Genomic DNA, 21,719 nt, shown 5'->3' with positions numbered 1-21,719 from the left:
TGTCGCAAAAATACAATTCATTGAACCTGGAAACAGTCATAGTAAAGATACCCCCCCTATGGAACTTATCACATGCAACCAAATCAGTTATTCCGTTCACTGCTAGTTACAATATTTGTATTAATTGCTCCCTGGGTACAGGCCAAACCACTGAATTTTGAAACGGAATATCAAACATTTGAGAAGCAACCCGTTTCACTGCAGGCATTAATCGGGAAAAAACCGATCTATCTGAAATTCTGGGCAACCTGGTGCCTGGATTGCCGCCGCGAGCTACCAAGCCTTGAGAGAACCTATCAACAATACAACGATAAAATTGCCATCTTTGCCGTGAATTTAAATATCAACGAAACCGATGAAACAATTCGTTCGCTGCAACAAAAAAATAAACTCACTATCCCAATATTAATGGATAACAATGGCACCATTGCAGGAAACTTTGAATTTAAAGGAACACCTTTTCATGTATTGATTAATAACCAAGGAGACGTGGTTTACACTACCTACACAGACGACGAACAACTCGCCGATCAATTAGCCAAGCTCGCAAGCAACTCCAAACCGGCAGCAACACCTGCAGATGCAACAGTAGAAATCAGCTCTGTTGCCAAAACATCCTTACCTAAAGGTGCTGCGGTAATGTATTTTTCGGCAACCTGGTGTGATTGGTACATGAAAGACATACATCCTGAACTGAGCAGCAATTGCATCAATGCCCTGAAAATTATTGATAAACTTTATCGCTCAACACCAAAGCTACAACTATCTGCCTATGTCACTCATTTATGGACAGAGCAGACGGATGTGAATGATTACAGTAAAAAATTCTCACTTCCTTATAATGTCAGCGTGGACAAAAACAACGAACAATTCCGCCGCTTTAAAGCCACAGGTTATCCCACAGTGATTGTGTTGAAAGACGGCAATGAAATCGCCCGCATTACCGAATTTGACGGCAGTGAGAAGCCACTGCAAGTGATTAAGGCCGCGCTAGCTACACATTAAGGATAGGGATTAAAATTACTAAATAAAAAAGCGCCCCCTTTATCCGGTTGCGCTTTTCTATTTACAACAGTTGAACCCAGAAAACGATTCTTAGCATTTAACTATTTTGGCCTGTGCGACCATCACTATCTATAGCGGATAGGTCAATAGCGAAAAATGGATTTGGTTTACCAGAAAGTGAATAGTAATCGGATAAAGGATATTTTTACTCAAGGTATAACTCAACCCATATAAAAATCCCGCTAGCGCATAAATCCAAATAGCAGCACCACTCAAACCCACATGTATTGCTACAAAAATTACTGTTACCAGCAACAAAGGTAATAATTCTTGTACCCAGCGGTTAGTCGTCATACCGGCCACAGCATTGCACAGCGACTGCTGTAGCAACAGGCGCATAAATGCCTCTTCTGCCAAAGCGATAACAAACAAATTGACCAGAGCAAATAACACCATGTGTTCTATTGCTTTTGGCTGAAAACGCAAATCCAAGACCGGGATAGCAATCGCCACAATCAGCGCTGGAGCAAGCAATGCAATTAAAAATTGCCATGATGGTGAAGCCACAAATTCGCAGTTACGCAATCTAGGCCAAAGCAAAAATAACAAACATAGACCAACCAATAGCTTGGAAAAATTTACAAACATCTCAAAGCGTGGTTCAGAACCGGTTTCATGTGCGAGCGACAATAATAGTGGATAAGAAAACCCTTCCGGGCGATAGGTCGCCACAAAAAACACCAGTGGCACCAACAATATAAAGACGCCAACTTTTATCCAGCGATTTAACGCCTCTTTCCGAAAAAACATGGCAAGGCAAACAACACCTGCCAGGCCAATCATATTGACCCAAGGCATCCAACCCACAATAACCAAAACTGCAACAACAAGCGCGAGCAGGACACCCGCTATCAATTCTTTTTTATTCACGATAATTTTTCTTCTTGGTATCCGTAGGTTGGGCCGAGCCTCGCAGGATGAGCGTAGCGATGCCCAACACATTAAGGTAAAAGTATCGGCGCAGGATCAAGATAAAACGCTTTTTTCCACCCCTGTGTTGCGCCATCAATTTTCCAGAGGTAAGGCACCAGTGTCACAATAGAATAATGCAAATGCGGCGACTTGCCTTTGGCATTGCCGCTATCCCCCAAACTCGCAATTGGTTTACCGCTCCACACCGGTTCGCCGATAAAAACTGAATCTGCATTCAAGTGCGCGTAATAATGAACTCGCCATTTTGGCCCCAGCACCGCGACTACTTTCCCCCCACGCGGTAACTCGCCCGCAAAAATCACCAATCCATAAGTGGTCGATACAATCGGCGTATTCATCTTGCCAAAAATATCAATTCCTTTATGCACCCCGGACTTCCCCCAAGGCTCAAACCAAAAGGATTTCGCATTCCAATCTTTTGCAGTGGCATTTTGAACGGGAATTTTGGGGGATTCAGGCAGGAATAAAATGATTACGAAAATGAGGAGGAATATTTTTAACGCTTTGCGTTTTTTGGTCATAGCACTTTATCTGTTGCTTTTGTAGGTTGGTGCTGAGCGCAGCGATGCCCAACATTGGCTCAACATTTAACCACAAACTAGCGATCAAATAAATTTCTCGCCTCCAAAATAAACTCACGATACGCATCGACAACCAGCTCCTCATACTTCAGGATGGAATCAACCTGCTCATCCTCAAAACTGTACCCATCAACAACCCTTATACCCTGAACAACTAATGACGCCATCTCAGAAACCCTAGTCAGCAGCTCATTTCTTTTTTCATTCAACTCATCTTCATAAAACATATTTTCTACAGCAGCCAATTCATAGATGAATTTTCTTAATCTATCAAACTTTTCCATACTGATGGAACGCAAATCACTTATTGAATAAAACAATTCTCTAAGTTTTTGCTCATTGAAAAATGAAATTAGCTTGTTATATACACTGATATCCCTATTTTTACTCGTGATACCAGCCTCCATTTCAAAATTATCTCGCTCTTTAACCAGCAAATCAGTTTTTACGTCCTCTAATTTTTCTTTTTCTTTAATAATTCTTTTCTCATTTTTTATATTCTGAATCTTGTATTCAGTTAATGCATAACTTTGCATTTTATGCACTAAAAGGCTAGCTAGAGGAGAAAAAAACAGATACACAAGCGTCAAAAGAGCACTAACAGAAACCTTTACCGCCAACTCATACAAATCCATCGACCACAAAAATATAAATCTCTGGTAAGAAAATTCAGACAAAAAGAATACAGCAATTACCCTTTCCCAATTTAACGCCATATAAAAAAGCACAAACGTACCAATAAATTTATTTTGGTAACGTGATTTATATGCGCCAAAAACGCTCTCAAAAAAATCCTTCATGCTATTCCCCCAAGCAAAAAAGCCGATTCTCTCGAATCGGCTTTTTGATTTAAACCATCAATCACTCACCAAAAAACTTCTTAACCCCATCGAACCAACTCGACTGTTTGGGCGAGTATTTCCCGCCTTTCATGGTCGTTTGGAATTCTTTGAGTAAATCTTTTTGTTTGCTTGTGAGATTCACCGGTGTTTCTACTACAACACGGCAGAGCAAGTCACCCACTCCACCACCGCGCACTGGCGTTACACCTTTACCGCGCAATTTGAAAAGTTTGCCGGTTTGGGTTTCAGGTGGAACTTTTAATTTTACGCGACCATCCAGTGTTGGAACTTCCAATTCACCACCCAATGCAGCATCGACAAAATCGATGGGGACTTCGCAGTACAGGTCGGCGCCGTCGCGTTTAAATATATTGTGCTCGCGTACATTTACCTGCACGTACAGGTCGCCGCTGGGGCCGCCATCGGCACCGGCTTCGCCTTCACCGGACAAACGAATACGATCACCCGTATCAACACCCGGCGGTACTTTTACCGACAAGGTTTTGGTTTCTTCTACACGACCCTGACCGTGGCAAGGCTTGCATGGATCAGAAATAATAGTGCCGCGACCACGACAGGTGGGGCAGGTTTGTTGCACTGAGAAAAAGCCCTGCTGCATACGCACCTGGCCATGGCCGCCACAAGTGGAACAGGTAACAGGTTTGCTGCCGGGTTTTGCACCGGAGCCGTCACACACTTTACAGCTAACGAGCGTGGGCACTTTAATTTGTACGCTGGTGCCTTTTACCGCTTCTTCCAAACTCAGTTCAAGGTTGTAGCGTAAATCGGAGCCGCGCGCCGGGCCGCCGCGACCACCACGCCCGCCGCCACCAAAAATATCGCCGAACACATCGCCAAAAATATCGCTGAAATTGTTAAAGCCAGCACCGCCACCGCCGCCCATGCCTGACTGACCATCCACACCAGCGTGACCAAACCGGTCATAGGCTGCGCGCTTATTGTCATCGGAAAGTACTTCGTAGGCCTCATTGGCTTCTTTGAATTTTTCTTCCGCAGAGGGGTCATCCGGATTTCTGTCCGGGTGAAATTTCATCGCCACACGACGGTAAGCTTTTTTCAATTCTGCTGCGTCTACATCTTTTTTGACGCCGAGCACTTCGTAGTAATCGCGTTTTGCCATGGTTACACCGATAGTAGAAATGTCTTTTGCATTTCAGTTAATAATTCATTTGCTTCTTACATGACAAATGCGGGCAAGCCCGCATTTGTTTTTGTTACTTCCTGATCAGTGATCGAAAACTTATTTATTGTCTTCTTTCACTTCTTCGAATTCAGCATCTACGACACCGTCATCTGCCGCTTTGTTGCCGCCGGCTTGTTGGGCACCAGCACCTGCGTTAGCACCTGCAGCTTGCTGCTCGGCGTAAAGTTTTTGCGCGAGTGAGCCTGATGCTTCGGTCAACTTGGTAGTTGCCGCTTCAATTTTTGCCAGATCTTCCGACTTGGCTGCATCGCGACCTTCAGTCAGTGCTGCTTCGATAGCAGATTTTTCATCAGCAGTCGCTTTGTCACCAGCATCCTTCAAGGTTTTTTCTGTAGCGTGGATCAAACCTTCCAAGGTGTTGCGCGCTGCAACTACTTCGGCAAACTTGCGGTCAGCATCAGCGTTGGCTTCTGCGTCTTTAATCATTTTCTGGATTTCATCGTCGCTCAAACCGGAAGAGGCTTTGATCACGATGGATTGCTCTTTACCAGTGGCCTTGTCTTTCGCGCTTACATTCAAAATACCGTTGGCGTCGATGTCGAAAGTCACTTCAATTTGTGGCATACCGCGTTGCGCTGGTGGAATATCGCTGAGGTCAAAACGACCCAGTGATTTATTTTGCGACGCTTGTTTACGCTCACCTTGTACTACGTGAATAGTCACAGCCGTTTGGTTGTCATCCGCAGTCGAGAAAATTTGCGATTTCTTGGTAGGAATCGTGGTGTTTTTGTCGATCAACGGAGTCGCAACGCCACCCATGGTTTCAATACCAAGCGTCAATGGAGTCACGTCCAACAACAATACGTTGGTGGTATCGCCTGACAATACTGAACCTTGAATTGCCGCACCGATGGCTACCGCTTCATCCGGGTTTACATCTTTACGTGCTTCTTTACCAAAGAAATCCGCAACGGCTTTTTGTACCAATGGCATACGGGTTTGACCGCCAACCAAAATCACGTCATCAATTTCGCTCAGCGATTTACCGGAATCTTTAATCGCTTGTTTTACTGGCTCCATGGAGCGAGTCACCAAATCTTCCACCAGCGATTCCAACTTGGCGCGAGTCAGTTTGACCACCAAGTGTTTTGGACCGGTTGCATCAGCAGTGATGTAAGGCAGGTTCACTTCAGTTTGCTGACTGGATGACAATTCAATTTTGGCTTTCTCTGCTGCTTCTTTTAAGCGTTGCAGCGCCAGTGGATCGTTGTGCAAATCGATACCGGTATCTTTCTTGAAAGTTTCCGCGAGGAATTCAATCAAGCGCATATCAAAGTCTTCACCGCCGAGGAAAGTATCGCCGTTGGTTGAAAGCACTTCGAATTGGTGTTCGCCATCTACGTCTGCAATTTCGATAATGGAAATATCGAAAGTACCACCACCCAGATCGTATACCGCGATAGTGCGATCGCCCACGCCTTTATCCAAACCGTAAGCCAGTGCTGCAGCAGTAGGTTCGTTGATGATACGTTTTACATCCAAGCCCGCGATGCGACCGGCATCTTTGGTGGCTTGACGCTGTGAATCATTGAAATAAGCCGGAACGGTAATGACCGCTTCGGTTACTGTCTCGCCGAGATAATCTTCAGCGGTCTTTTTCATTTTCTTCAGCACTTCAGCAGAAATTTGTGGCGGTGCTTTTTTATCGCCTTTCACTTCTACCCATGCATCGCCGTTGTCGGCGGCAACAATTTTATACGGCACCATGGAGATGTCTTTTTGCACCACATCGTCTTTGAATTTACGGCCGATCAAACGCTTAACCGCGTACAACGTATTGTGCGGGTTAGTGACTGATTGACGCTTGGCAGATTGACCCACCAGAATTTCATCGTCGTTGGTGAACGCAATGATCGACGGCGTAGTGCGATCGCCTTCGGCGTTTTCGATCACTTTTGGTTTGCCGCCTTCGAGTACAGATACGCAAGAGTTGGTAGTACCCAAGTCGATGCCGATAATTTTGCCCATGGTGTTGCTCCTAAAAATCTATGTGTTGCCGGGCGCGTGATCACTGGCTGGTATGTGCGTGACCTGCGCCGAATTGTTAACTTAAAAGTCGGTTATTTACTGGCTGGATCAGCACCAATCGCCGTGGATTTATGCTTTTGCCGGTAGTTGTTTCCTATATTGGCGCCAACGCGATGAATTCAAGTGCAGCGCCAAAAAAATCCTTACACTTCCTGCGGATATCCAAAAAAAATCAAGGTGCCTTGGACACGACTACCATCGCCGGACGCACTAAACGACCATGCAGGGTGTAACCTTTTTGGAAGCAGTTGAGCACAGTATTGGGCTCTACGTCAGGGTTGGGAACTGCAGAAACCGCTTGATGTAAATTCGGATCAAAAGGTTCACCTTCAGGGTTCACTACCGCCACTTGATGACGGAGCAGTGCATCCACAAAGGATTTATGGGTGAGCTGAATACCTTCAATAAACGCAGCAAAAGCTTCATTGGCCGGATCGATACTCGCCAATGCACGCTCCAGGTTATCCACTACGGGCAACAGGTCGTTGACCATTTTTTCCAAACCAAACTTATGCGCTTTTTCCACATCTTGCTCGGCGCGACGACGCGCATTTTGCGCATCCGCCTGCGCGCGCAGGGATTGCTCTTTGGCTGACTCATAAGCCGTAGCCAAAGTGGCGAGTTGCGCTTGCAGGGTTTCAATACTCAGCTCGGCATTGGCCTCGGGTTGACCTTGAGCCTCGGCAGTTTCCTGCGCTTGCTGCTCGGTTGCTTGTTGAATATCGGAATAATCTTGAGTTGACACAGTGTTCTCCAATGATCAGTTGGGCGGAGTTCTCGGCAATGGAGCAGGCTCCGCAATAATGGCCACAGCACAGGCGTCGGTGTCCAGTGCAGGCTATATGGGGCTGAGGTGGGCAGATTCAAGCAAAGTGCGGCGAAGTTTTTGCCACCCCCCCTGCTGGCGGCAATTGACCCTAACTACGGATTGCCAGAATTGACGCCACCCTGAAAGCACCATCATGGCGCACAAATCATTGTTTTGATCGTCGTCTATTACGCCCAGATTCTGTGCATATCCCCACTTTTATGCGGTTTTTGACGCCTTTTCATAGCCTTAATAACCAAGGCCCACCAAAAAACACAGCCACCTGAAAATACCTTGCGACCACCATTGACAACGTTGTCTCATGCGGCTACTGTCAATCCATCTGATCACAACTTAGCCGCCTTCGGAGGCCCCATGTCATTACGCGTCAAAATCTGGATTGTCTCCGCCCAAATCCTGCTCGGCCTGCTGGGGATAATGTTGATTGGGCTATTTACCCTGCGCTATTCCAATAATCAGGATAATGAAGCGCGTGTGGAGCAGTTACTGAATAGCACCTATGCGACGGTGATCCAGATGGAACAGCTGGCCGCGCGCGGCGAACTAAGCGATGAGCAAGCCAAAAAAATTGCGACGGATTTGCTGCGCAACAACATCTATCACAAGTCCGAGTATGTGTACGTCGCCGATGAAAAATTGAATTTTGTCGCCGCACCGCTCGACCCGCAAATTCACGGCACCAGCTTCCATGAATTTAAGGATGGCAATGGCCGCAGTGTGGGTGAGATCCTGCAAAAAGCGGTGGAAAAATCGCGCGGTCAAACAGCGCGTTATAAATGGACCCAACGTCAGGCCGATGGCTCCATCGAAAATAAATTGTCTATTGCCAAACTCTCACCGCGCTGGAATTGGGTAGTGGGCACTGGCATTGGCTTTAACGAAGTCAACGCGCGCTTTTGGGAAACCGCCAAATGGCAACTGACCATTTGTTTACTGGTGATGCTGATTATTGTGGTTCCCGTGGTGCTGTTTGCGCGCAAGCTGGATAACGGTTTGGGCGCGGAATTAAAAGAAGTGCTGGCGCTGGTGCGCGCCGTTGCCAACGGCGACCTGACTGAGCGCAATGTACGTCGCGCAGCAGAGGACAGTATTTATGGTTCGGTAGTGAAAATGCGCCATGCCTTGCGCGAGATGATCGGCAGCATTTCGCACATGGTCGCGCGCCTGCATGCGATTAGCGATGACATAGTCCATAAAGCTGAAACCAGTACCGCCATGGCTGAAGACCAGAGCGCCAATACCATCAAAATCGCGTCTTCTGCGGAAGAATTTAATCTGCAAACCAAGGACGCCATGCAGCAGGCAAAAATTGCCACTAACCAAACCGATCACGCCTCCAAAACCGCCAACCAGGGGCAAAAATTGATTTCCAGTGCGGTAAAAAGTTTTGTTGAAATCGACAACAGCGTGACCCAAACCCAAACCAGTATTGATGACCTCGCGGCGCGGATTAACAGCATTTCTGCAGTGATTTCGGTGATTAGCGAAGTCGCCAACCAAACCAATTTGCTCGCACTGAACGCCGCGATTGAAGCGGCGCGCGCGGGTGAACAGGGGCGCGGTTTTGCGGTAGTGGCCGACGAAGTGCGCCAGCTCGCGCAGCGCACCACCCAAGCCACCAGCGAAATTGGCGAGACCATTACCGCTGTGCAGAACTCCAGCCGCGTCGCCAAACAAAATATGGATGACATGGTGGTGCAGTTAAAAGATGGCATAGGCCAAACCCGTCAGGGCGGTGAAATTGTGGAGAGCGTGCGGCAGGAGACTGATGAAGTCGCCAAGATGGTCGCGCACATTGGCAACTCACTCATCGAACATGTACAGGCGAGCAGTTTGATTCTGGAGTATGTAAGCCAGGTCGAGCAGTCATCGCTGGGCACCAAAGATGCTGCGCGCGGTACGCTGCTGGCGTCCCAACAAATTCGCGACGCCTCCGACGAACTGAGCCGCCAATTGGAAGGTTTCCGCCTCTAGCATTCCGGAACGGCTTATCGCTCCCCCCACTTGCCGCCGCCTGCGCAAATACTGTATATATAGCCAGACAATTATTCACCATAATGTCTGGCTTTTTTAGTGGCGCACTTCATCGCCGCTGCCGGATTTGCGAGGCGCTGATGCTGACTCACCTGAATATCCAAAACTTTACGCTGGTCGATCAACTGGATCTGGACATCAAACCCGGTATGACCGTGATTACCGGCGAAACGGGGGCGGGTAAATCCATCATGCTCGATGCACTCGGGCAGGCGCTGGGTGATAAAGCCGATGGCGAGCGCGTGCGCACGGGTGCCAGCCGCGCCGATATCTGCGCCAGTTTTGATACCAGCCAAATCCCCGCAGCACAGGAGTGGCTACAAAGCCACGATTTGCAGCAGAGCGATAATCCGCACGAGTGTTTGCTGCGCCGGGTAATCAATGCCGATGGCAAATCCAAAGCCTATATCAACGGTCAACCGGCGACGCTGCAGCAACTGCGTGCGCTGGGTGAAATGCTGATTGATATTCACAGCCAACATGAGCATCAATCGCTGTTGGTAAAAGATACCCATCGCCGCCTGGTGGATGAATTTGCCGGCCAAACCGAATTAGCCAAACAGGTGCGCCTCGCCTTTCGCGAGTGGCACAGCCGGTTAGAGCATTTTATTAACCTGCGCGATAACGCCGCCGATGTGAGCGCACGCTTCCAATTGCTTAGCTATCAATTTAACGAACTGGAACAGCTGGGTTTACAGCAAGGTGAACTCGCCAAGCTCGAAGCGGAGCAGCGCAGCCTGTCCAACGCCGAAGAAATTTTGCGCGGCAGCCAGCAACTCGCCGCGTTTTGTGGCGATGACGAACAGGGTTTGAGCGTAAACCTGCATCGCGCACTGCATATTTTGCGCAGCCTGCCGGAAAAATCCACCGCATTGCAGGCGGCCGAAGAGTTACTCACCAGCGCGCAGATTCAAGTGGAAGAAGCGCAACACGAAATTGAGCGCCATATCGATACCTTTAACCTCGATCCTGCGCGTTTGACGGTGGTGGAAGACCGCCTCTCAGCAATTTACGACATAGCGCGCAAGCACCGCATCCAGCCGGAAGCACTACCGTCATTTATCGATAAACTCAGCGCCGAACTGGAACAACTGCAAGGCGGCGATGCCAAGCTGGATCAATTGGCACAGCAAGTGGAGCAGGCGGAAAAAGCCTATCGCCAACTGGCCGAGCAGCTATCAGCCAAACGCACCAAAGCCGGCGCAACACTGGCCAAACAGGTTAATGAACAACTCAAATTACTGGCAATGGAAAATGCCAAGCTCACCATTAGCTTATTACCACTGACCGACAAACCCGGCCCCAATGGTTTGGAAGAGGTGGAGTTTTTAATCAGCACCAACCCCGGCCAAGCGCCGCGCCCGCTGGCAAAAATTGCCTCGGGCGGCGAACTCTCGCGCATCAGCCTCGCCATTCAGGTGATTACCGCCAAAACCTCCGCGACGCCCACACTGGTATTCGATGAAGTCGATGTCGGCATCGGCGGTGCCACCGGTGATGTCGTGGGCCAACTATTGCGTCAGCTGGGTGAGCGCGGGCAAGTGATTTGTGTAACCCACTTGGCGCAGGTGGCAAGCAAGGGCCACCAGCATTTGCAGGTAGTGAAAACCGCGAGCAAAAAAAGCGCGGAATCCACCCTGGTGGAATTAGCGGGCGATAGCAAAGTGGAGGAAATTGCACGCATGCTGGGCGGCTTGAAAATTACCGATCAATCCATCGCCCATGCTCGTGAAATGCTGAGTTTTTAAGGGTATTAACCAGCGGTCAGCAAACTGTGAGCAAATAAAAAAGGGCGCTATGCACTGCGCCCTTTTATTCAACCACCCAATCAACTAACAACATTCACTATCAGGATGGGCGTTTTTTTCTCACGTAGAGCACCAGACTGTGATCGGTGAGTTCGTAGCCGTATTCCGCCACTATACGTTTTTGCAATGCCTCAATTTCATCGTTATGGAACTCAATGATGGTGCCGGCATCTATATCCACCATGTGATCATGATGTTCGCCGCGCGCCACTTCAAATACCGAGTGGCCGCCATCGAAATTGTGCCGCACTACCAAACCGGCAGATTCAAATTGGGTTAATACCCGATAGACAGTTGCCAAACCGACATCGTCGCCCTGCTCCATTAGCGCTTTATATACATCTTCCGCGCTCATGTGATGCTGTTCAGAGGACTCCAGCATTTGCAAAATTTTCACACGAGGCAAGGTCACTTTAAGACCCGCTTTGCGCAGTTCGTGGTTACCGTCTGCCATTATTTCCCCCAAACCCTTCTCAGTGTTCCTGTGGTTCGGGTATTATCCGCGTTCATTTTCGTTAGTGGAAGCCCTAGTATGAAATTAGCCAGCCGTGTATTTCTGGCCCTTGTGTTTATTGCGGGCCTCACCGCCTGCTCCAGCTTCCGCTTTCCTGGTGTGTATAAAGTTGGCATTCAGCAGGGCCACATCATTACCCAGGAAATGGTCGATCAATTAAAACTGGGCATGAACAAACGCCAGGTACGCTTTGTACTCGGCAATACTTTACTGCCGAATACCTTTAACGATGACCGCTGGGATTACCCTTACAGCGTGCGTCGCGGTTCACAGGGTGAAATTACCCAATACCTTTACACCGTTTATTTTGAAAACGATAAGCTGGTAAAAACCGAGGGCGATTTCCTGCCTGGTAAAGCACCCATGAGCGGTGAAAAATCCAAGCGTTATTTGGATGATATGCAGCGCGATGTCCCGGTGCCAACAGAAGATAGTACACCGCCAGATTTGCCCGATCCCGAAGAGTTGGAATAAATACACTTAAGCATCTGGCAAAAAATAACTACCCAAAAACAACCGCCTAAAAAACTAACGCCCGGATCTCCGGGCGTTGTTGTTTTTGGGTAGTGGTTTTTAGAGGGTTGTTTTTGCAGGACTGGCTTGCTCTGGTAAACATTTACGCTTCACACAGGCGCCACATCTGCCCCGCGCAAACTGCACACGCGATTACGTCCCTCGCTTTTCGCGCGATAGAGCGCCGCATCGGCCTCTTGCAATAATTGCTCAGCGCGCTCTATACCCGATTCAAAAGATGCCACTCCCGCGCTCAGGGTGACGTGAAAGATTTTTTGATCGACCGTAAAGGTAAGGTCGCGAAAACGTTTGCGGATATCTTCCATTAATAAATGCGCTTCAGCGCGGGTGCAGCGCGGCAATACCGCCACAAATTCTTCACCGCCGTAACGCCCCACTGCATCCATTTTACGCAGCCGTTGGCGCAATAAATGGGCGATGGCTTTAATGACTTTGTCACCTGCCGGATGACCGTAGCTGTCGTTGATTTGTTTGAAATGATCCAAATCCAGCATCACCAGGCTCAGTGCTTCACCGGTGCGCTGGGCGCGGCTCAGCTCTATATCCACCTGCTCTTTAATGCGCGAATGCTTCAGTAAGCCGGTCAAACTGTCGCGATCCAGTGCATCGCTTAACTGGCGGCTGCGCGCAGCGCGCACGGAAACTGCCGTTACCAATTCCAGATCGCTGAGCGGTTTGCTGAGGAAATCGTCGCCCGCGCGCCCCATGGCTAACGCGCGTTTTTGTTCGTCCTGCTCGGAGGATAAATAAGTAATGGGAACCCGCAGCCAATCCTGATTCAAGCGAATGACCTGCGCCAGTTCTATGCCGCTGCACACCGGCATATTGATATCGAGCAAAATCAGTTCGGGGTGAAAGTCATTGAGCAAGGCAAAAATATCGCGTGGGCTATTGCTCACTTCGGCGCGAATATCGGCACCGCCAAGCACCAGTTTATAGTGCTCTGCGAGGGCGAGATCATCATCAATAATCAATACACGATAGGGGGTACTGCGGTGGCGATCCAGATAATTTTCAAAGCAGTCTACCAGCCGGATGATATCCAGTGGCTTCACAAAATAACCCACCGCACCGGCACGCACGGCGGCATGGTAGGCGTCAAAATCAGTGCGACTGGAGACAAAAATCACCGGCACCGAGGCGGGTAATTGGTGCTGTAACCGAGCAATCGCCTCCGGGGTTTCGCGCCCCTCATCGATGAACATGACATCGCAGATCATAAAATCCGGCGGGCGGCGCAAAATCTCGCCCTCGGCAGCGGCGATGGTGCCAAAGTGCTCTACCTGATGGCCGAAATGGCGCAGGGTGATGCAGAGTTCATTGGCCACATCCGGATCATCTTCCAGTACATAAATGAGCGAGCTGACCGCCCCCGATGGTGTTGCCGGTGGTGGCAGCGCGACACTGGTAGCAGGCGCTATTTGAAGTTCGCCCCCCAGCGCTGTCACCGCCACTGAAAATACCCGCAGCATGCCAGTGTCTACGGTGCCAGCGGCTACCCAGTCCAACACCTGTAGCTCCAGTTTTTTGGCTTGTTTACCCAAGTCAGGAAAGCCAAAACTGCCCGCTGAGCCGGCCAATTTGTGCAATTTTTGCCCCAATTCCTGCAGGGCGGCGGCTTGGCTTTCCGGCACTAATGCCAGGGCTACCAGTTCGCGCAAGCGCGCGATTTCAGCGGGCAGCCGCGCCGCATAATCGGCGCGCAGAGCCTCAAGGCGCGCGGCGATTTCGGTTTTTTTGTCCATAGAAAAACTGTACCCGATGGTTTGCATTGGTGTCTGATTCTGTAACAGCAAAAGGGATACGCCCCGCAACGACAGGCGCCAGTTGTCAAATAATAGAAGTGTTGCGCACGAATAGCCAATGTCCGCCAATGGGATATTTACGGCGCTGAATTTAATATCTGGGTAGCCGGAACTGCATCACAGCAAAGCGCGTCTATACTAGCCTTAGCGCCACCCACTTCCGACCAACTAATAATCCATTTTGCCAGCCACTGCAGGGCTTCATGCTAAAAAGAATCGCCGTAAAAGACATCAAACTCGGTATGTTTATCTGTGAATTTTGCGGTTCATGGATGGAGCATCCCTTTTGGAAAACGCGTTTTTTACTGGACGATGAAAAAGACCTGCACGCGATTCAGGCGAGCGGGATCAAGGAGCTGTGGATTGATGTCAGCCAGGGAATAGATGCCAGCGATGCCGCCGCAGCCAAGACCGAAGCCGAAGTAGCACAGGAAGCAGAAGCGCTGTTGCTGGGCGCAGATAAAGCCGCCGTAGGCGAAAAGCTATCGCTTGACGAGGAAATCCAGACTGCCGCCAAACTGTGCGCCAAAGCCAAAGAAGCGGTGATTGAAATGTTCAGCGATGCGCGCATGGGCCGCGCCATTCAGGTGGAACAGGCGCGCGCGCTAGTGGAGGAAATTTCCAACTCGGTACTGCGCCAACCTCACGCCCTGATCAGCCTCGCGCGCCTTAAAAATGCCGATGAATACACCTACATGCACTCGGTAGCCGTCTGTGCGTTGATGATTGCGCTGGCGCGCCAGTTGAATATTGACGAAGAGATGGTGCGCGAAGCCGGTTTTGCCGGTCTGCTGCACGATTTGGGCAAAGTGGGTATCCCCATGAAAGTGCTCAATAAACCCGGGAAACTCACCGACGCCGAGTTTTCGGTGGTCAAATCCCACCCTGAAGTGGGGGCACGTATTTTGATGGAAAACTACGACGTCAGCCCCATGGTGCTGGACGTATGCCTGCATCACCACGAAAAGGTGGACGGCACCGGCTACCCTCACGGCCTGAAGGGCGACACCATCAGCCTGTTTGCCAAGATGGGCGCGGTGTGCGATGTCTATGATGCCATCACCTCCAATCGCCCCTATAAAAAAGGCTGGGCACCCGCAGACTCGATTCGCAAAATGGCGGAGTGGAGCAAGGGGCATTTTGATGAGGCGGTGTTTCAGGCCTTTGTCAAAACCGTGGGTATTTACCCCACGGGTTCATTGGTACGACTGGAAAGCGGCCGCCTGGCGGTAGTGGTGGAACAGAACGAGCACTCGCTGCTCAACCCCACAGTAAAAGTGTTTTTTTCCGCCAAAACCAAAATGCCGATTATTCAGGAAACCCTGGATCTGGCAGCCCTCAAGGGCAAAGACAAAATCATCGGGCGCGAATCACCCGATGACTGGGGCTTTAAAAACCTGGATATGCTCTGGTCGGGCCTGGGCTAGCCCCCACACCAATAGCGCTAGCGCTTCTCCCAAATACTGACCAGCTGCTGCGCCAGAGTCATGGGGTCAAAGGGTTTGGCGATCACCCCCAGCGCGCCCAAATTCAGATACCCCTGCACCTCCTGCGGCTGCACTTTGGCGGTCATAAACACCACCGGTACAGCGACCATTTCCGGAAATGCACGCAGGTGCTTCAGGGTTTCGGGGCCGTCCATACCCGGCATCATCACATCCAGCAGAATCAAATCCGGCTTGAAGGCCACCGCTTTTTGCAGGGCTTCCGCCCCGGAGCTGCAGGCTTCCATCACAAAACCATGAATTGTCTCCAGTACCATCATGGCGATGGCTTGAATATCCGGGTCATCCTCTACATACAAAATACGGCTGAGTTCCTGTGTCATAAATCGAACCTGATTGACGGTTAGTGATGGGGTACAAGATCGGTAGCGCGGTTGGTGAGCGGGAAGATAGCGTAAAAGGTAGCGCCCTGCCCCGGTATAGAATCAAAGCCTATGCGGCCATGCATGCGCTCCACAAAGGTTTTGCTAATGGCCAAACCCAACCCGGTGCCACCGCGCTGGCGCGAGGCCGAAGAGTCAGCTTGGGTAAATTTCTGGAACAAGCGCTCGCGAAACTCCTCGCTAATACCCGGGCCGTGATCCACTACGGCAATTTTTACCTCGCCTTGCAGCTGGATTAACTGGATTTCCACCCGCCCTTGGGGAGGAGAGTACTTGACGGCGTTGGAGATAAAATTGGCCATGACCTGCTGCAGGCGGTGGGCGTCCAGCGAGACCATTAACGGCACATCCTGTTCATTGGCGCAGACACTCAGGTGCAAGCTGACGTTAAAGCTGTCGGCGTAGGCTTTATTGGTTTCCAGTGACTGTTCAATGATGGGCACCAGCGGCTGGCGCTCCAGATCGAACCCCATTTTACCGGCGATGAGTTTTTCCATATCCAGCAGGTCATTAATCAACTGGGTCAGGCGCAGCGCGTTTTTGTGCGCAATCACCAGCATGTTTTGCATTTTTTCCGGCGGCGCGCCCAACATCCCGCCCACAATTAACCCGAGTGAACCGGAAATTGCGGTCAGCGGGGTGCGCAACTCATGGCTCACGGCGGACACAAAATCATTTTTGATCTGTTCCGCACGCTTGCGTTCGCTGATGTCCCAGATAAAACCATCGATGTATTTCAGCGCGCCACTGGCATCAAACACACCGCAGCCAAGCTCTTCGATCCAGCACCAGTCGCCATTGCCATCGCGCAGGCGGTAGATAATCTGAAAGGCCTGCTGCTGCCTCAGCGCCTCCTGTACCTGCTGGTACACCATAGGCACATCCTCGGGATGGGTGATGTCGGAGATGCTTAACGCACCATCGCCCATAAAACGCGTTGAGGGATAGCCGGTCAGTTGTTCCACCTTGTCGCTCAGGTAGAGCATGGTCCAGCGGGCATCGTTGAGGCAGCGGTACACCGCGCCGGGAAAGTTACTGAGGATGGTATTGAGTTGTTCACTGCGCTCCTGCAGTTGCAGCTGCGATGCTTGCAGCGCCTGATTGGCCTCGCGCAGCTCAAGCAGCTGGATCACTTGCCCGGCGAGCAGTTTCAGGGCCATCGCCTGGGAGGAGCCGAACCGGCGCGGTGTGGTATCAATCACACAGAGGGTGCCAAAGGCATAACCCTCTTCCGATACCAGCGGCGCGCCGGCATAAAACCGGATATGCGGCTCGCCCAAGACCAGCGGATTGTCGCTAAACCGCGGGTCGCGGATCGCATCCTCCACAACCAACAGGTCGCCCGGCTGCAAAATGGCATGGGCGCAAAAGGCGAGATCGCGCGGGGTTTCGGTCACATCCAGACCAATACAGCTTTTGAACCATTGGCGCTCGTGGTCTATCAGGCTAACCAGTGCAATCGGCACCTCGCAGATCATCGCGGCCAACTGGGCAAGGTCATCAAAGCTCTGTTCCCGACCGGTGTCGAGAATATTGAGCGCATGCAAATGGGCGAGGCGGGTTAATTCATTGCCTGGCAGGGCGGCTTTCATAGGGAGTCCTCCGGAGTTTTCTGGTCGGCGCGCGCCAGTACCCGGTTTAACAAGGTATCAAATTCAATGTACGACAAGGGTTTGGGCTGCCAGAACAGCTCCTCCGTCACACCCGTGCCATTGAGCAGCGCCTTGGTTGGTTCAAGATCGCCACTGACAATAATAATGGGCAGCGGTTTGTTGCTCTCCGCTTGCCGCAACCCGGCCTCGCGCACATGGTGCACTATGTTGATGCCATCCATATCCGGCAGGTTCAAATCCAGGGTCATCAGGTCATAGTCGCGCAGTTGCAGCAATTCCAGCGCCGCTTGGCCAGTTGCCGCGCAATCTATGTCGTAATGCTCGCCGGGCAGCAGCGCACTGAGGATTTCCGCGGTGGCTTGATCATCCTCCACGATCAACAAATGCGGCTTGTTTTTTACCGGCTCGACGCGCGAGGCAGGTACTTTTTGAGTGGCGTCCTCGCAGGGTAGTTCAAAATAAAAACAGGCACCTTGGCCTGCATCCGGCTCGACCCCCAAGCTGCCCCCCATGCGCTCGATGATCTCTTTGCAAATGGCCAGCCCCAGACCGGTGCCGCCTTTTTGGCGGGTATCGGAAGAGTCAGCCTGGGAGAACTTCTGGAACAGGCGCGGGCGGAACTCCTCGCTCACACCCGGCCCCTTGTCGCTCACTCTCACCCTGACCCGTCCGAACTTGGCCTCCAGCTGGATAGTCACTACATCCTTGGCGGGGGAAAATTTGGCCGCGTTGGACAGGTAATTGGCGAGCACCTGCAATAACCGCTGCTGATCCACGGTCACCTGCGCATCGCCGTGTCCAATCAGCTCGTAGCTGACCGAATACTGTTCGGCAAAGGCGGTGTTCTCTTCGATGCTTTGCAGTATTAGCGCGCGCAAGCTGTGGGGGCGCATGTCAAAGTTCATTTTACCCGCCACCAGTTTCTCCATATCAAGCAGGTCATTGACCAAATAAATCAGCCGGTGAGAGTTGCTGTGGGCGATGTGGATCATGCGCTGCGCCTGCTCCGGGACTGTGCCCGCCAGGCCGTTGGCGACAATTCCCAAGGCGCCACTGATGGCGGTCAGCGGCGTGCGCAGTTCATGGCTAACGGTGGAGATAAATTCGGTTTTCATCTGGTCGATACGTTTGATCTCACTGATATCGCGCCCTATGCCCAGAAAGCCGGTGACATCGCCCTCGCCATCGCGCAGTGCGGAGACCGCCAACAACACCGGAAAACGAACCCCGTCTTTGCGCACGTAGGTCCACTCCCGTTCATCGCCAAAGCCTTCGCGCGCCTTAGCGACAAAGGCATCAAAACCGGGTTTCACGGCGTACCCCAGCTCAGCCGTCAGTTGCGCGGCGTAGGCGATATTTTCGGCCTCCAGATGAAACAGCGCGGGGGTCTGCTGTTCGATTACCTCTTCCGCGCGGTAGCCGAGCATTAACTCGGCGCCCAGGTTGAAGGTTTTGATAAAGCCCTGGGTATCGGTAGAAATAATCGCAATATTGGCCGCATCCAGGATCGCCTTGCGCAGGGCATTGGTCTCTTTTAACTGCAGTTCGGTCTCTTTAAGCGAGGTGACATCGGATACATAACCATTCCACAGCACCCCGCCGTCCTCCAGCTTTTCCGGCAGGGACTCAAAATGCGCCCAGATCAGGCCGCGTGTCGGATGGTTGATGCGCACCGTGGACACCCAGGGCGTCAGCTTGCTGGCAGAGAAGGAAATCGTCTCGCCTACCCAGCCCACATCCTCCGGGTGAATGAGCGGAAATATTCGCTCCGCCGACGCCGACACATCCTCCGGCTCGATGTTAAAAAGATTTTTGATGCCCGCGCTGGCATAGGGAAAAAAAGAGGTGCCGTCGGGGCGCATTTGGTACTGGTACAAAAAGCCGGGCAGGCGTTCGCTCAGTTTATGGAAGCGTTCGATAATGACTTTTTTGTCTATGTCCTGCTGCCAGCGCTCTACCACCGAGCTGATCCAGCGCGCGAGCAAGCGCACAAAGTCCTTATCCAGCGCATCGTATTGGTGATGGCGGGTTTTGCGCGAGCTAAACGCCAGAGTGCCGCAGATTTCACCATTGATCCACAGCGGCGCGCCGATGTAGGACTCCACCTGAGTCAGGCGATAGGCCGCGTGCTGGCGATACTGACTGGTGGGCATATCGTCCTCAGCCACGACATCGCGGTTTGCCACTGTGAGGCTGCAATACTGGTCTGCCAAGCGATTGCTGGAGGGCAATGGGTCGCGCTGGCTCTGCGCGGTAAAGGCTACCCGCACGCGATAACTGCTGCCGTTAATGGCGCTGATCACTGCGCAACTGAGCCCTAGGTAGCGGGCGCCCAAGGCGAGGGCGCGCTGTAACTGGGCATCCGGGTCAACCCCGGAGAGCGAGGCGATTTCATTGAGGGAGTGCAGCGCCGCCTGCTGGCGAATGCTGATCAATTCGGTATTTTTGCGCTCGGTAATATCGGTGTAGACACCCACTACCAGCGCGGCCTTGCCGTTGGGTTGCCACTCCACCACCTTGCCGCGGGTGAGAATCCACTTGTAGCTGCCATCGTGAATTTTGAGCCGGTATTCGTTCTCATACATGGGCGTTTCGCCCTTGATGTGGCGGATGATATCGCTGTAGCTGGCTCGCTTATCCGCTGGGTGCACCCGGCTCATCCACTCATCCAGATCGAGCGAATTGGCCGTTTCCGGCCCCAAACCGCAGAGCTGGCGCCACTCGGGGGAAAAGCGGGCGCGGTCGTTGACTATGTCCCACTCCCAAAAGCCCGAGTCGCTGGAGCGCAGCGCCAGTGCCAAGCGCTGACGCGCCTGTTCGGTCTGTTGGTGCTCCGCCTGCAACTGCTCGGCGTGGGCGGCAATGACCTCGCGCAGGTAACTGCGCTGCAGGCGGATAAAACCAACCATCAGCAGCAGCGCGCACAGCAGTGCCGCCGCCCACTTGGCCACTACCTGCCGCACACTGGCCTGATAAGCCGCGTATTCGCCGGTAATTTCATGCCATACCAGCACCGCCATGGGCGCGTTTTCGCGCAGGATGTCGGGTTGGCCCAGTGCAATCCAGGAGGTGAGGTACACCTGATCATCGCTGTGCAGCAAGTGCCCCTGGCGATTAATCGCTACCTTGCCGCGATTCCACCAGTCGTGCAGTTGGGCATTGTTGGTACTTTCCAGCCGCCAGTTGTCCACCGCCGTCGGGTTGGTTTTGTGCAGGCTCTGCCGGGCGCTATCCCACAGCAGTTGTTCAACCGCATCTTTTTGCAGGAAGCTGGCCATTTGGATGCCGCCGGGGCGATTGTCGGCGGCCGCCAGCGGTGCCATACCTACTTCCACCACGGCAATCACCTCGCCGCTTTGATCGCTGTTGGCCATGATGGGAATGGCAGCACTCGGGCCGCTGCCACTGCGGGAAATTTCGGTGCCCCACACCGGCAGGCCGGAGCTGAACGCCTGGATGATAAGCGGGCGCACCGCACTGACGCTGTCGCCGGCGCGCTCGGGCAAATGCATACGCAAAAAACTGACGGCGCCTGGCGCCACATAGATGGACAGTCGCTGCACGCCCAAATCGCGCATGCCCTGCCAGTAATCATCCAGCTGTTGACGCAAGCGAACTTGCGCGGCGCGGGTCTGTGGCGCCGCCATACGCCCTTGTCCGGCGACAAACTGTTGCTGGGCGTCGCGCAGTAAATTGAGCACCGAGGTGTCACGCACAATAAGCTGGGCAAGCAGCATGGCCTGCTGGGTCATATCGCGGCTATGGCTATCCACCCGATCCTGATGGCGCTGGGTCCATAGCTGGATCCGCTCTTGCCAAACCTGTTCATGGTGGTGCAGGTCGGCACGCATAAATCCGCCAAAGGCCAAAGCCAACCCCAAGGCAGCAAGCCAGGGTAGCCATGAATACCAACCTTTGCGAATCAAGGGCATGAAGAGTCTCTGGGATAAAAATGTGCGGACAGCGCATTACCCCAGTGTAGTGCAAATTTTTTGTGAAGCAGGTTTAACGCGAAGGGTT

16 protein-coding genes are annotated in these 21,719 nt (G+C 51.9%); 5 read left to right on the top strand and 11 right to left on the bottom strand.

Annotated features, from left to right (window positions below; all coding sequences use genetic code 11):
• The first annotated feature begins 72 nt into the window (after positions 1-72).
• Positions 73-1,005, top strand: a complete 933-nt coding sequence (locus O59_RS03710; protein ID WP_007639625.1) for a thioredoxin family protein — start codon at positions 73-75, stop codon at positions 1,003-1,005.
• 129 nt (positions 1,006-1,134) lie between these two features.
• Here the strand turns inward: O59_RS03710 and O59_RS03705 are convergent, their stop codons facing one another.
• The 6 genes from O59_RS03705 to grpE all read right to left on the bottom strand — a co-directional run bounded on the left by O59_RS03705 (position 1,135) and on the right by grpE (position 7,419).
• Entirely contained in the window at positions 1,135-1,935 is an 801-nt protein-coding gene (locus tag O59_RS03705; RefSeq protein WP_007639623.1) for a CPBP family intramembrane glutamic endopeptidase, read from the bottom strand.
• 71 nt (positions 1,936-2,006) lie between these two features.
• On the bottom strand, positions 2,007-2,519 hold the full coding sequence (locus O59_RS03700) for a M23 family metallopeptidase (RefSeq protein ID WP_007639621.1): 513 nt from the start codon (positions 2,517-2,519) through the stop codon (positions 2,007-2,009).
• 77 nt (positions 2,520-2,596) lie between these two features.
• On the bottom strand, positions 2,597-3,379 hold the full coding sequence (locus tag O59_RS03695; RefSeq protein WP_007639619.1) for a hypothetical protein: 783 nt from the start codon (positions 3,377-3,379) through the stop codon (positions 2,597-2,599).
• A 61-nt stretch (positions 3,380-3,440) separates the two neighbouring features.
• Positions 3,441-4,562, bottom strand: a complete 1,122-nt coding sequence (gene dnaJ, locus O59_RS03690) for a molecular chaperone DnaJ (protein ID WP_007639618.1) — start codon at positions 4,560-4,562, stop codon at positions 3,441-3,443.
• Positions 4,563-4,682: 120 nt separating this feature from the next.
• The gene (gene dnaK / locus O59_RS03685; protein ID WP_007639615.1) at positions 4,683-6,614 is read right to left on the bottom strand and encodes a molecular chaperone DnaK; all 1,932 of its coding nucleotides are present in this window, start codon (positions 6,612-6,614) and stop codon (positions 4,683-4,685) included.
• Between the two features lie 232 nt (positions 6,615-6,846).
• Positions 6,847-7,419, bottom strand: a complete 573-nt coding sequence (gene grpE / locus O59_RS03680) for a nucleotide exchange factor GrpE (RefSeq protein WP_007639614.1) — start codon at positions 7,417-7,419, stop codon at positions 6,847-6,849.
• A gap of 438 nt (positions 7,420-7,857) precedes the next feature.
• Here grpE and O59_RS03675 point away from each other — a divergent pair, with 438 nt between their 5' ends.
• Both O59_RS03675 and recN read left to right on the top strand, forming a co-directional pair.
• Positions 7,858-9,477, top strand: coding sequence for a methyl-accepting chemotaxis protein (locus O59_RS03675; RefSeq protein WP_007639613.1), 1,620 nt, complete (start codon positions 7,858-7,860; stop codon positions 9,475-9,477).
• 140 nt (positions 9,478-9,617) lie between these two features.
• Complete coding sequence (recN, locus tag O59_RS03670) at positions 9,618-11,285, top strand: DNA repair protein RecN (protein WP_040391129.1); 1,668 nt, start codon at positions 9,618-9,620, stop codon at positions 11,283-11,285.
• Positions 11,286-11,385: 100 nt separating this feature from the next.
• Here recN and fur read toward each other — a convergent pair whose 3' ends face one another.
• Entirely contained in the window at positions 11,386-11,799 is a 414-nt protein-coding gene (fur, locus tag O59_RS03665) for a ferric iron uptake transcriptional regulator (protein ID WP_007639611.1), read from the bottom strand.
• A gap of 78 nt (positions 11,800-11,877) precedes the next feature.
• Between fur and bamE the strand changes: the two genes are divergently transcribed.
• Entirely contained in the window at positions 11,878-12,333 is a 456-nt protein-coding gene (bamE, locus tag O59_RS03660; protein WP_007639610.1) for an outer membrane protein assembly factor BamE, read from the top strand.
• A gap of 149 nt (positions 12,334-12,482) precedes the next feature.
• Here the strand turns inward: bamE and O59_RS03655 are convergent, their stop codons facing one another.
• Positions 12,483-14,138, bottom strand: a complete 1,656-nt coding sequence (locus O59_RS03655; RefSeq protein WP_040391451.1) for a diguanylate cyclase — start codon at positions 14,136-14,138, stop codon at positions 12,483-12,485.
• Positions 14,139-14,401: 263 nt separating this feature from the next.
• Here O59_RS03655 and O59_RS03650 point away from each other — a divergent pair, with 263 nt between their 5' ends.
• A complete protein-coding gene (locus tag O59_RS03650) occupies positions 14,402-15,625 on the top strand; it encodes an HD-GYP domain-containing protein (RefSeq protein ID WP_007639607.1) in 1,224 nt (407 codons plus the stop codon).
• 17 nt (positions 15,626-15,642) lie between these two features.
• On the opposite strand, the gene O59_RS03645 is transcribed toward O59_RS03650, so the two are convergent.
• From O59_RS03645 to O59_RS20875, 3 genes are read right to left on the bottom strand one after another with little or no spacing between them, the layout of a single operon-like run.
• Positions 15,643-16,026, bottom strand: a complete 384-nt coding sequence (locus tag O59_RS03645) for a response regulator (protein ID WP_007639606.1) — start codon at positions 16,024-16,026, stop codon at positions 15,643-15,645.
• Positions 16,027-16,046: 20 nt separating this feature from the next.
• Positions 16,047-17,678: an ATP-binding protein gene (locus O59_RS03640; RefSeq protein ID WP_007639605.1), complete on the bottom strand. Its 1,632-nt coding sequence runs from the start codon at positions 17,676-17,678 to the stop codon at positions 16,047-16,049.
• Positions 17,675-21,631, bottom strand: coding sequence for a PAS domain S-box protein (locus O59_RS20875; RefSeq protein WP_007639604.1), 3,957 nt, complete (start codon positions 21,629-21,631; stop codon positions 17,675-17,677). Before O59_RS20875 ends, O59_RS03640 begins: the two co-directional genes overlap by 4 nt.
• Positions 21,632-21,719: the final 88 nt, after the last annotated feature.

It is taken from the genome of Cellvibrio sp. BR (assembly GCF_000263355.1).
In the GTDB taxonomy this organism is placed as follows: Bacteria; Pseudomonadota; Gammaproteobacteria; order Pseudomonadales; family Cellvibrionaceae; genus Cellvibrio.
This window is presented reverse-complemented; position numbering and strand designations above follow the sequence as displayed.